The sequence below is a fragment of the Nonlabens sp. MB-3u-79 genome (assembly GCF_002831625.1).
Lineage (GTDB): Bacteria > Bacteroidota > Bacteroidia > Flavobacteriales > Flavobacteriaceae > Nonlabens.
Window position 1 is genome coordinate 1,838,738 of the sequence record NZ_CP025116.1, and the last position, 13,487, is coordinate 1,852,224.

The 13,487-nt window shown below is 36.5% G+C and carries 8 protein-coding genes; 5 read left to right on the plus strand and 3 right to left on the minus strand.

Going from position 1 to position 13,487, the window contains the following annotated elements; all coding sequences use genetic code 11:
• Position 1: 1 nt before the first annotated feature.
• The 5 genes from CW736_RS08105 (at position 2) to CW736_RS08125 (ending at position 11,217) form a co-directional block, all read left to right on the plus strand.
• Positions 2–931 carry a glycosyl hydrolase family 17 protein gene (locus tag CW736_RS08105; protein ID WP_101013479.1) on the plus strand — a complete coding sequence of 310 codons (930 nt, stop codon included), beginning with the start codon at positions 2–4 and terminating at the stop codon, positions 929–931.
• 238 nt (positions 932–1,169) lie between these two features.
• A complete protein-coding gene (gene bglX, locus CW736_RS08110) occupies positions 1,170–3,443 on the plus strand; it encodes a beta-glucosidase BglX (protein WP_101013480.1) in 2,274 nt (757 codons plus the stop codon).
• A gap of 186 nt (positions 3,444–3,629) precedes the next feature.
• Complete coding sequence (locus CW736_RS08115) at positions 3,630–6,926, plus strand: VCBS repeat-containing protein (protein ID WP_101013481.1); 3,297 nt, start codon at positions 3,630–3,632, stop codon at positions 6,924–6,926.
• A gap of 617 nt (positions 6,927–7,543) precedes the next feature.
• Positions 7,544–8,959 carry a T9SS type A sorting domain-containing protein gene (locus tag CW736_RS08120; protein ID WP_101013482.1) on the plus strand — a complete coding sequence of 472 codons (1,416 nt, stop codon included), beginning with the start codon at positions 7,544–7,546 and terminating at the stop codon, positions 8,957–8,959.
• Between the two features lie 134 nt (positions 8,960–9,093).
• Positions 9,094–11,217, plus strand: a complete 2,124-nt coding sequence (locus CW736_RS08125) for a thioredoxin domain-containing protein (protein WP_101013483.1) — start codon at positions 9,094–9,096, stop codon at positions 11,215–11,217.
• A 6-nt stretch (positions 11,218–11,223) separates the two neighbouring features.
• On the opposite strand, the gene CW736_RS08130 is transcribed toward CW736_RS08125, so the two are convergent.
• The 3 genes from CW736_RS08130 to CW736_RS08140 all read right to left on the minus strand — a co-directional run bounded on the left by CW736_RS08130 (position 11,224) and on the right by CW736_RS08140 (position 13,390).
• Positions 11,224–12,603 (minus strand): FAD-binding oxidoreductase, encoded by a 1,380-nt coding sequence (locus CW736_RS08130; RefSeq protein ID WP_101013484.1) that lies wholly within the window; start codon positions 12,601–12,603, stop codon positions 11,224–11,226.
• 71 nt (positions 12,604–12,674) lie between these two features.
• The gene (locus tag CW736_RS08135; RefSeq protein WP_101013485.1) at positions 12,675–12,911 is read right to left on the minus strand and encodes a hypothetical protein; all 237 of its coding nucleotides are present in this window, start codon (positions 12,909–12,911) and stop codon (positions 12,675–12,677) included.
• Positions 12,908–13,390, minus strand: coding sequence for an SRPBCC family protein (locus tag CW736_RS08140; protein WP_232735320.1), 483 nt, complete (start codon positions 13,388–13,390; stop codon positions 12,908–12,910). Before CW736_RS08140 ends, CW736_RS08135 begins: the two co-directional genes overlap by 4 nt.
• Positions 13,391–13,487 lie beyond the last annotated feature (97 nt).

Below are 13,487 nucleotides of genomic sequence, written 5' to 3' on the forward strand. Positions count from 1 at the left end.
AATGTCATTTAGAAACGAAGATTACCATCCGTATCAAGAATATCAAAAGCATCATGATCCTGACCATATAGACAGCTCGGGTGTTGATTTTACTGAGCATACCTCAGTAGAAGATTTAAGTGAATTATGGAATGAATCCCTAAAAAGAGGTATGCATGGGATTTGTTTTAGTATGTATGAAGACGGGCAGCAGCCTGGAGATCATATCACTATGGAACAGGTAGAAAGGCGTATTGGAATATTGAAGCCTTATACCAAGTGGGTGCGGTCTTTCTCTTGTATAGAGGGAAATGAATTTGTGCCACAAATGGCTCATAAATATGGACTTAAAACTCTTGTCGGAGCCTGGTTAAGCGATGATCTTGAGAAAAATGAATTAGAGATTGAAGCCTTGATTGATCTTGCAAATAAAGGTTTTGTTGATATTGCAGCTGTTGGGAATGAAGTGCTTTACCGCAATGATCTTTCTATTGAGCAATTATTGGAGTACATTAAAAGAGTAAAAAAGGCGCTACCAAATATTCCTGTAGGCTATGTTGATGCCTATTATGAGTTTGTAGTACATCCAGAATTAATACAACATTCTGATGTTATTTTAACCAATTGCTACCCGTATTGGGAAGGAACGAGTATAGATTATTCTCTAGGCCATATGAATGATATGTTTAATCAGGTGGTCAATGTAAGCCAGGGCAAAAGAGTTATCATAACAGAAACAGGCTGGCCTAGTCAAGGGGAGAGTTTAAGAGAGGCACATTCATCAGCCGAAAATGCTATGAAGTATTTTATAAACGCACAACTTTGGTCAAGTCAAAACGATATAGATATTTTCTATTTCTCCTCATTTGATGAGTCTTGGAAAAAAGGTGCTGAAGGTGAAGTAGGCGCTTATTGGGGCCTTTGGGATAAATTAGAACAGTTGAAATTCTAATACGTCAGGAGTTTCATTTCTATGATATTTTAAAAAATAAATAATTACTCGTTAGAACATACTTGCTAAGCAAATTTAATAATCTGGTTAGCAAGTTTTTGTTTAAGAGTTACTAGTAGCTGACGCTTTCGCGAAAGCGAATGTCAACCGGCTATACCTTCATTCCCCTTTAATTACTAAGTCTACTATTATTAAAAACACACACTATTTTACCGCCCTGATTCTTTGCATTTTGATAATGTCTATCACCGCATGTAAAGAGGCTATTCCATCTGTTACATTTAATGAAAAAGATGTCGCACATCTTGAACAGGACGCTATTGACAAAAAAGTAGATTCCGTTCTAAATTTGATGACATTAGAAGAGAAAATTGGTCAAATGAACCAGTATAATGGGTTTATGGATTTTACTGGTCCAGTTCCAAAGACGGAGGATACGAAGCGTAAATTTGAACATATCAAAATGGGATATGTGGGAGCTATGTTAAACGTGCGTGGTGTAAAGGAAGTCAGGGCTGTTCAAAAAATTGCGGTAGAGCAATCTCGTTTAGGAATTCCTTTAATCTTTGGCTATGATGTAATACACGGATATGAAACCATGAGTCCTATACCGCTTGCAGAAGCCGCAAGCTGGGATTTAAAAGCCATTCAAGAGTCGGCTCGATTAGCGGCAAAGGAAGCCTCGGCAGCTGGTATCAACTGGACATTTGCTCCTATGGTAGATGTTTCCAGAGATCCACGATGGGGAAGAGTCATGGAGGGAGCAGGTGAAGATCCCTTTCTTTCTAGTGAAATTGCTGTGGCACGTATTCAGGGTTTTCAAGGAAAAGATTTAACCGGTCAGGAATCTATTATGGCGTGCGCAAAACACTTTGCTGCATACGGTTTTCCAGAAGCGGGAAGAGAATATAATAATGCTGATATAGGGACATCTACTCTTTACAATATCGTTTTACCTCCGTTTAAAGCTTCAAATGATGCAGGTGTCAGAACCTTTATGAATAGTTTCAACCAATTGAATGGAATTCCTGCAACTGCAAATAAGTTTTTACTCAGAGATATTTTAAAAGAAAAATGGAATTTTAATGGCTTTGTAGTTTCTGATTGGGGTTCGGTGGCTGAATTAATACCCCATGGTTTTGCTCCAAATGGTAAAATGGCTGCAAAGCTAGCGGTTAAGGCCGGGACAGATATGGATATGGAATCCTATCTTTATGTAAATGAATTAGCGAGTCTCGTAAAGGAAGGTCTTGTAAATAGTGCTACAATTGATGATGCTGCTAGACGCATTTTAAAGGTAAAATTTGAATTAGGACTATTTGATAATCCTTATAAGTATTGCGACCTGGAAAGAGAAAAAAAGGTCATAGGCAGCAAAGAGATCATCGATGGTGCTTTAGATATGGCTTTAAAATCTATCGTACTTCTGAAAAATGAAAACCAGCTTTTACCTTTGGATAAAAGAGGTCAAAAAGTAGTTCTAATAGGAGCACTTGCTTCTGAAAAAAACAGTCCGTTAGGAAATTGGAGAGCGGCCGCCAAAGAGAATACTGGGGTAAGTGTTCTTGAGGGAATGCAGCAGTATGATGAGCATATAGTTTATTCCAAAGGACCAGAAGTCATCATTGGTAAGGCTGAATTCACCAAAGAGATACGCATCAATAATACGGATATTACTGGAATGTCTGAAGCCGTTAAGGCAGCCAAAGGAGCAGACGTAGTTGTAATGGTTTTAGGAGAACACGGTCTTCAAAGCGGGGAAGGTCGCAGTAGAACTCAATTAGGATTACCCGGTCTTCAACAAGAATTGCTTGAGGAAGTATATAAGGTGAATAAAAATGTAGTTCTAGTTTTAAACAATGGAAGACCTCTAGCATTGCCTTGGGCAAAAGAACATATTCCTGCAATAGTTGAAGCATGGCAGTTAGGCTCGCAAAGTGGTAATGCGATAGCACAAGTCCTTTACGGAGATTATAATCCTTCTGGTAAATTACCGATGTCTTTTCCTAGAAATGTAGGTCAAGTGCCTATCTACTATAATAGTAAAAGTACTGGAAGACCTAGTTTGCCTTCTCCAGATTTTGTGTTTTGGTCACATTACCAAGACGTAGCAAATGATGCATTATGGGTTTTTGGTCACGGATTAAGTTATACAGCATTTGAGTACGCTGATTTACAGGTTACAGACAACTTTAGCTCCAACGGAACTATAGATATTACTGTAAATTTGAGAAATTCTGGAAAATTAAAGGGCAAAGAAATTGTCCAATTATACATACGTGATAAATTTTCGAGTATTGCTAGACCTGTTAAAGAATTAAAAGGATTTAAGCTTGTGGAATTAGAACCTGATAGTTCTACTCCAATTAGCTTTGTACTAGATAAAAGTCACTTGGGATTTTATGATAATGAAGGGAACTGGTTTATAGAAAATGGGAGTTTTGATATTTGGGTGGGGGGCAGCTCTGATGCAGGTCTTAAAACTAATTTTGAATTAAATGGGGTAGAGTAAAAAAGAGACTGCGTTATTTTAAGTAACTAGAAGTCATAATTTGAAGTCCAATGACAATAGGTAAATTAAATCAAGTAATATTGATGTGTTGGTCTTATGAATTTGAAGGAATAATTTAGATAATTATTACCTTTACCTGTATTGATTGAACTCCAAAAACGACTTGTTAAACATCAGAGTATAAAAATGAAAAAATCAAATAGTCAACTCATAGTATTATTAATAATCACAAGTTTCTTGATGAGCTGTAATAACGAGCCTTCACGCGATCTTTACCCTAAAGAGCTGGTAGGAGGGCTTAATTTATTGCCTTCTGAAGAAACGGGAATAGATTTTAATAACACCATCGAGGAGTCTAAGTATTTCAATCATTACTTTTTTGGGCAAATTTATTTAGGTTCTGGTGTGGCGATTGGCGATATAAATAATGACGGTTTACCAGATATTTTTTTTGGGGGGAATCAAGTGAATGATAAGTTATATCTCAATAAAGGTGATTTTAAATTTGAGGACATTACTACTAGTTCTAAAATAGATGCAGATTCAGGTTGGACTTGGGGCGTTACTATGGCTGATGTTAATGCAGATGGTTATCTAGATATATACGTTAGTAGAAATGGTAATTCCTTAAAAACAGAAGACAGGGAAAACAAATTATTTATAAACAACCAAGACTTAACTTTTACTGAAAGTGCTGCTGCTTACGGTCTAGCAGATGCTGGCTTTTCTACCCAAGCCGTATTTTTTGATATGGATAATGACGGCGATTTAGACATGTACCAAGTCAATCAGCTACCCGATAAGAAATTAATTTTAGTTAATGAAATTCCACGGGAGCAGTTTAATTTATTTAGAGATAAACTATACAGAAATGACAATGGTAAATTCAATGAGGTGTCTAATCAAGTGGGTATTTCTAGCAATGTCTCCTATGGCTTAAGTGTTAATGCCTCCGACTTTAATAATGATGGTTGGACAGATTTGTATGTTGCAAATGATTATGCAGAACCTGACTTTATGTATTATAATAATGGCGATGGAACATTTACAAATGTCATAAATGAAAAGTTAAAACATATTACCCAACTAAGTATGGGCTCAGATACAGGGGATATTAATAATGATGGTTTTATTGACTTGATGACCACTGACATGACCCCAGAAGACCACTATAGGGCTAAGACTAACATGGCTTCCATGAGTACAGAGATCTTTAATAAAATGGTGGATGCAGGAGCTCATTACCAGTATATGTCTAATACGTTACAAGTGAATACAGGGTTAGGGACTTTTTCTGACGTGGCAAGTATGGCAGGAGTATCCTCTACAGATTGGAGCTGGGCAAGTCTCTTGGTAGATTTAGATAATGATGGCTGGAAAGATATCATTGTTTCTAACGGAATAAAGAAAGATGTCGATAACAATGATTTCAGAGTTACGCTCAACAATTTAGATAAAAGCACAACAGTAGATGAATTGTTTCAATTAAGTAAAGATGCCCCATCACAACCAATAGCTAATTATGCTTTTAGAAACAAGGGGAATTTAGAATTTGAAAAAGTAAGTGAAAAATGGGGGTTTGATACTCCTAGTTTTTCAAATGGAATGGCATATGGCGATTTAGACAACGATGGGGATCTAGATGTGGTTGTAAATAACATCGATGGGCAGGCATTTGTTTACAATAATAATGCGACAGGAAATTTCTTAAAAATAGCTTTTAAGGGATCTGTTAAGAATCCATTTGGAATAGGAGCAAAAGCAAAAATTTATCAAAAAAATAAAGTTCAGGTGTCCGAGCATTTTTTGTCGAGAGGCTATTTATCTTCTGTAGAACCAGGTTTGTTTTTTGGAGTAGGGAAGGATACCCAAATAGAGAAAATCGAGGTAACCTGGCCTGATGGGAAGGTGAACATATTTAAAGATGTCACTGCAAATAAGACAGTAACTGCAAATTATGCTAAAGCAACAAAAAAAGATGCTCCTACTGAAAGGTCCAAGACATTGCTTTCATCAGTAAAGCCAAATGATATTGGAATCGACTTTATACATATTGAAAATGATTTTGACGATTTTACAGAACAAATACTTTTACCACATAAATTGTCTCAGAACGGTCCATTCACAGCCATCAAAGATGTCAATAATGATGGGCTAGAGGATGTTTTTATAGGCGGTGCCGCTGGGCAAAGCGGTCGATTATATTTGCAACAAGAAAGCGGTCAGTTTCTGAAGAGTCCATCTCAACCTTGGCGATTAGACAAAGCTAGTGAAGATATGGGAAGTGTCTTTCTCGACGTAGATGGTGATAATGATGTTGATTTATATGTAGCAAGTGGAGGAAGTGAGTTTAATATAGGAAGTCCGCAACTTAGAGATCGATTATATATAAACGATGGACAAGGTAACTTTAGCAAAAATGAACGAGCATTACCTGTAATAGCTCAAAGTACCCAAAGTGTCAAAACCTCAGACATAGACAATGATGGGGATCTGGATATTTTTGTAGGCACTAGAATGATTCCTGGCAAATATATTTTTCCAGCAACCAGTTATTTTCTTATTAATGACAATGGAGTGTTTAAAGAATCATCAAGCAATGTAGCACCAGCATTACAGAATATAGGAATGGTTACCGATGCTGTTTTTACAGATATAGATAATGATAATGATGAGGATTTGATGATAGTAGGGGAATGGATGGAAATCAAGGTTTTAACAAATGAAAATGGTGTTTTTAAAGACGATTCAAAGCAATTTGGGTTAGAGAATACCAGAGGGATTTGGTGGTCTATCACTGCCAGTGACATAGATAATGACGGTGATGAAGATTATGTAATCGGTAATCTGGGTAAAAACAATAAGTTTAAAGCTTCTAAAGAGCACCCTTTTAAGGTATATGCAAATGATTTTGATAACAACGGTACTAATGATGTAGTATTTGCTAAGTTTTATAAAGGCGATTACGTACCAATGCGTGGCAGAGAATGTACCAGTCAGCAAATGCCCTATGTAGCTGATAAGTTTGGAGATTATCACAGTTTTGCTTCTTCCACTTTAATAGAAATTTTACCGGAAGAAAAGATAGAGGGCAGTGTCGTTTATGAAATATCTAGTTTTGAAAGTATCCTATTGATCAATGAAAACGGTAAGCTAATTGCAAAATCATTACCTAATGAAGCGCAAATAGCTCCTATTAAATCAGCTCTTGTTATAGATGTTAATAATGACGGTTATAAAGATATCATTACAGTAGGAAATCATTACGGTGTTGAGGTTGAAACAGTGAGGTATGACGCGGGTTATGGAACGGTGTTATTGGGTAATGGTAAAAACGATTTTAGTTTTACGCCTCCAGAAAAAAGTGGTTTTTATGTACCTAGCGATAGTCGAGACCTCAAACAGCTGTCAATTAAAGGAAACAATACGTTTGTGGTAACCAACAACAATTCATCTTTATCCTTTTTTAAAGAACAACAATAGTTCTATAAATATAGCCAGTATTTATTGATTGATGCCGTTTATACTGCTTAGTCGGTCCTTGTATAGTTGTTTTGTAAAGTTAATTTCTTCTTTTAGGGTTTTTTACAACTATTTTCAAGGGTGATTATCCTTTATTATTTCTGCTTTTGAGCTACGCTTACTTGTGCGTGAGAACATATAAACTTTATGGTGTTAACGCTATAAGATAGAATAGCCTTTTACGATCGTGCTGTAGGTTTGATGATCACCACATTTAAATAAGCAAGAAGCGACATTGCCGCAAAAGCATTTTGTATTCCCCTCGGTATCCTAAAGTTGCTTTTACAATGGTGTAGGAAATATGTAATTGGAATGCTTGTCTTCTTTTACTATGATCGGGTCTATTCTAAATTTTATAAAGATATAGTCTTATAAGAGTTAGAGTATTTTTTACTCTAACTTAATTCGAAGATCTCCTTAAAATTTCCATGGTTTTTTTAATTATAAGTAGTTTGCACCATTTTTAATGCTTAATTGCTAGATAATTACAGTTTTGTATAGTTTTTGTATAGGTATTTAGTGTGTGCTATATCGTTATAGTTTCGCATATTGTTACATCAATTTTAATAAAAAATATCATGAAAAAAATTACATTTTTATTAACCTTCTTAATTAGTTCTGCTTGTATTGCACAGGTGGTTCTAGAGGATTTTGAAGGTACAGCTCCTACCATAGGTTTTGCTAATGGACCAGGTTCTGTGACGATCGTACCAGACCCTGCGATGGGAGGTACTAATGGTAACGTTCTCGAGATCATTACTGGAGCAGCATCTGCTCCTTGGCAGCAAGGTGAACTTACTTTGCAAAATGATTGGATGGATTTAACTACAAATAAAGTAGTTTCAGTGGATGTGTATTCTACTTCTGCTTTTGATATGTTAGCAAGAGTTGAAGGAGGAACAGGTCCTATTTCTGCTACTGATGACAGCCATACTGGTTCTGGATGGGAAACTTTAAGTTTTGACTTTAGTATACCTAAGGACAACCAGCAAGCAGCTAATGGTGCGTATCCTAAAATATTTTTCTTTAACCTATGGGACAGTGCAGCAGGCGGTGGAGCCGGTGGTTGGGCCGATGCAAACGGCGCAAGTACTGTAAGAACTAGTTATGTAGATAATATTACTGCATTTTCTACACCACCACCACCAACATGTAATGATGGTATTCAAAACCAAGGGGAAACAGGAATTGACTGTGGAGGTCCTAACTGTGCGGCTTGTCCTTCACCACCAACTGTAGCGGCACCCCGTCCACCTAATAGACCAGCTGCTGATGTTATTTCTTTCTTTAATGGTTTTGGTGTTTATGGAGATGTTACAGTTGGAACATTTGATACTTCTTGGTGTGGAAATGCCACCACTGATGTTGTTATTGCAGGAAATCCAACCAAATTAACGACGGGTGCGTTATGTGAAGGAATTGATTTTGCTAGTAATCGTATAGATGCTACTGGTTTTACTAAATTCCATATTGATTTTTATACGGATGAGACAAACATTGTAGGTAAAGTTTTTAATCTAAAATTAGTAGATTTTAATGGAGGTGCTGGAGAAGATGCATCAAGAACCATTCAAATTAATATTAATGATGGAACGAATCCAGGAGTTGTTGCAGGTACAGGAACCAATTGGGTTTCAGTAGATGTCGATATCGCCCCTTTTGATGACCTTGCGCAGATAGTTATCACTACCAACTTGAACAATGTTTGGTATAATAATCTATACTTGCACAAAGGTACTACAGCTAGTGTAGATGATGCAAATGCTGCTGTGTTTACTGCATATCCTAATCCAACTTCAAATAATTGGACAATTTCTGGTACTACTACCATGAACTCAGTTGCTATTTATGATATTATGGGTAAGCAAATCACTACAGTTGAAGCTAATGATACTGATGTAGTAATCAACACTACTAACATAGTTGCAGGTATGTACTTTGCTAAAATTGAAAGCGATAATGGCGTACAAACCATAAAGCTTATTAAAGAATAACTATTGGTTATTTGATTTAATTTAATAAGAGTTAAAAAGGCTGTCCGGAAGGACAGCCTTTTTTATTTTCCCTTCTTGAATAAAGATTCCATATTTATAAAACCCATATTTTTACATCAAAATTATAATTGACTATGATTCGTAAAGTCCTTTTTCTCTTAGTTTCTTTTATCTTTATTTGTAGTTGTACAAAGAAAGAAAAAGAACCCGTTGCAACAGATGTTCAAGGACGGATCGCCAATGATTTAATTCATGAAACAAGTCCTTACTTATTGGAACATGCATACAACCCTGTAAATTGGAAGGCGTGGAATTCAGAATCTTTAGAATTAGCAAAAGAGGAAAATAAGCTGGTGGTTATTTCCATAGGTTACTCTGCTTGTCATTGGTGTCATGTCATGGAAGAAGAAAGCTTTGAAAATGATTCTATTGCAGCTTTAATGAACGATAACTTTATCAGCATTAAAGTGGACCGAGAGGAGCGACCAGATGTGGATCAGATTTATATGGATGCGGTTCAATTAATGACAGGCAAGGGCGGCTGGCCGCTTAATTGTATTACCCTTCCAGATGGAAGACCTGTCTTTGGAGGTACTTATTTTACAAAATCTCAATGGACTAAAGTATTGGTCGAAATGTCTGATTTGTACAAGAATGATCCAGAAAAAGTAATCGCCTACGCTGATAGATTAACAAAAGGCATGAAAAATAAGGACTTGATTACGGTTAACAAAGAAGCTGTTGCATTTAATACGGAGTCACTTGATGCTATAGTAAACTTGTGGAAGCCTTCCTTAGACCTTGTTAATGGAGGACAACAAGGTGCTCCAAAGTTCCCCATGCCTAATCAGTTGAACTTTTTACTTCGTTATAGTGTGCAGAACAATGATAATGAGCTGCAAAAACATGTAGTGAACTCCTTGATTAAAATGGCTAATGGTGGTATATACGACCAAGTAGGTGGCGGTTTTTCTAGGTATACTGTTGATGAAGAATGGCACATACCACATTTTGAAAAAATGCTGTACGATAATGCTCAGCTCGTTAGCCTTTATGCGGCTGCATATCAATTAACAGGAAATGAATACTTTAAAATAATTATAGAGGAAACATTAGACTTTGTTCATGTAGAGCTCACTCAGAAGGAAGGAGCCTTTTATTCATCCATAAATGCGGATAGTACAACCAATAGCGGTGGCCTAAAGGAAGGTGCCTTTTATATCTGGACTAAAAAACAGTTAGAAACTGCTATAGATTCAGAGTTGGAGCTATTTTATTCCTATTATAATATCAATGAAGCTAGGAAGTGGGAAGATGATACGTACATTTTATACAAAACAAAATCAGACGTAGTATTTTTAAAAGAATTCGGTTTAACTCAACAGGAATTAAATGTCTTGGTTCGTGATTGGAAGTCAAAACTAGATGCTTATAGAAAAGATAGAGAACGACCTTCTACTGATGATAAGGTACTCACGTCTTGGAACGCATTAATGCTTAAGGGTTACTTAGATGCTTATCGCGTTCTAGGGAACAAAGAATATTTAGACCGAGCAATTAAAAGTGCCGAGTTTATAAAAACGAAACAACTAAATAAGGACGGCTCGCTATTTCATAATTATAAAGATGGTAGAAGTACTATAGAAGGCTTTTCTGAAGATTATGCACACACGATTGATGCCTTTATCGCCTTATATCAGGTAACACTAGACGAAAAATGGCTAACTACGGCTAGTGATATTATGAAGTATTCCATGATCCATTTTTACGATAAAAACAGCGGTATGTTTTATTTTACTTCTGATCAACATACTAACTTGATCACTCGTAAAACAGAGGTTGTAGATAATGTCATCTCTTCGTCAAATTCTGTCCTAGCTACTAATTTATTCCAATTAGGGCATTACTATTCGAATAAAGAGTACTCTAAAATTTCAGAACGTATGCTGTCTAATATTCATAAGGATATGAAAACAACGCCTTCTGCTTATGCTAATTGGTTGAATTTATATTTAAACTATTCTAACCCTTACTATGAAGTAGCTATTTCTGGAAGTAAGGCTATGGAAAAAAGCAAGGAACTGCATTCTTATTACTTGCCTAATATATTAATTGCAGGTGCCGCTGTTGATAGTGACTTATCTATTATGAAAAACAGATTTAATAAAGACAATACGTATATCTATGTATGTGTAGATGGTAGTTGTAAACTTCCTGTCACCGATACGAAAAGTGCGGTTGATCAGCTTTTAAAATAATTAATTCTAAAAAATCTTACCAGGATTCAAGATTCCTTTGGGATCCATAAAACTTTTAAGAGAACGCATCAAAGCAATTTCTTCTGGAGTACGGCACAATTCTAAATAGGCTTTTTTATGAGTTCCTATCCCATGCTCAGCACTTACGGAGCCTCCTATTTCTTGGAGTCCGTCGTAGATGCAATGGTCTATTTCTTTTTTGAGTGCTACACGGAGGTTTTCTTTTCCTATCATAAAATGAATGTTCCCATCTGCCACGTGACCAAAAGCGTAGATTTGTTGCACACCTTTAATCGCAGCTAGAGCTTTATATCTGGCAGCGATATAGGAACCTATTAATGGGATGGGCAAACTGATATCAAAATGCTGGTCGTGGGTCATAAAATCTACCAGGTTATTGACATCTTCTCTGATTCTAAAAAACCACTCTACATCGCTAGGAGATTGCGCCATTACCGCATCTAGAATCATTTCATTTTCCAAGGCTTTTTCTAGTAAATCCTGGAATTCTGCTTGATTGTTAGTCAGATGACTCCCTAATGCTTCTGTCAGAACATAATACTGATAATCATAAGGTAAAGGCGGTTTTACCGCAGCACTGGTACTGGTCATTTGCTCGTAACTATTTTTCCAAATCAGTTCAAAGCCACTTAGCTTTCCAGCAAGATTGCTGTCCATAAATTTTAAAAAATCTACCACTTTATTATAGTCATTAAAACCTATGTACGCGGCGCTGCGGCTTGTAGGCGCTTCTTCTAGTTTTAGAACCGCTCGAGTAACTATTCCTAGGGTACCTTCACTACCTATAAACAATTGTTTGAGATCGTAACCACTATTATCTTTAATGATTTTTTTCATAGAAGAGATCACAGTTCCGTCGGGAAGAACAGCTTCAAGTCCTAAAATAAGCTGTCGGGTCATTCCGTATTTGAGAACACGTAATCCTCCGGCATTTGTTGAAATAACACCACCTATTTGCGCGCTACCTCTTGCTCCAAAGTTCAAAGGGAATAACAATCCTTTCTCATTTACCGCCTCATGTATGTGCTCCAGAATAACCCCTGCTTGCACAGTCATGGTTCTGCTTGCGGTATCGATCTCTTCTATTTTATTCAATCTTTCTGTAGAGATCACTACTTCGTTTCCAGTAGTTTCTGTGCTTCCCACTAGATTAGTGAGACCGCCGTGAACTACAACCGGAAATGCTTCTTGGAAACATATTTTCATGATCTCACTTACCTGCTCCGTGCTTTCTGGCAGGAGCACGCACAAGGCTTTAAGAGGCTCGTCCATATGCCATATATGATGGTACCTATGGGACAAGGCATTTTGCTCAAGTATTTGTTCTTCTTTAAGACAGTGAGAAAAGAACTCGTGTGCGATCATGGATAAAAAATATTGGATAATTACTACAGGTGTAAGCTAATCAATTATAGCTCAATTTTGTTTTGTTTTTTTTACCCTTCCCATAATTGTCCTCGATGTGGCTTCAAAGCATCCCTTACTGAAGGCATATGTTCTTCTTCTAGTGCGATAAAGGCGATGTGATGCCTGTCATTTATCGCTTCTACACCAGTGGCGATGGAAGCTACTTCTTCACTCGCTACAAAATCATCCAAGTGAATGAGGTGGTGTGCTGCTGTTCTAGCTGCATCTGGACCTTTAAAGTCCCAAATCAATTTTAATTTTCTCATGAATCGTTTCTAATAAAATTACCTTTGTTTTCTGCAAAGGTCTTGAAATCTTCCATATGTTGCAGTGTTTGCTGCTTAAATAATTTAGGTTGTGCTTTTGCAACTACTCTCATCATACCCGTAAACTTAAAAATACTGGTAGCATTCCATAAAGTAGTTGCTACTAATTGATTATTGATGCTTGTTTCGCTTTCGCGAAAGCGGTTACTCTGCTTATTAAGTACGCCACTAGTGCGGTAGGTAGCCTCCCATAAGTGAGGTAAGTCTACAGATGTGATTTGTTCCTTCATCGTAATGGTTGTTCCAGCAACTCTAATTTTCATTTCTCTAGTGCTATTTTCTTCTCCAGGATTTCCCGAAAGATCTCGAGAACTTACCAGTCCTTTTTGCCAATGTTTAAAATAACTTTGATTTTTAAACAATTCCATTACTTCATTAATAGGAAGTAAAATTTCAATAGAACACTCGCTTTTTATCATAATGGTTAAGTCGTTCAACCTGTTCTAAACTTAATTAGATTTAATAAAATAACAAGTGAAACACTGCGTTTTGAAAGGCAATGTTAAATAACTATTT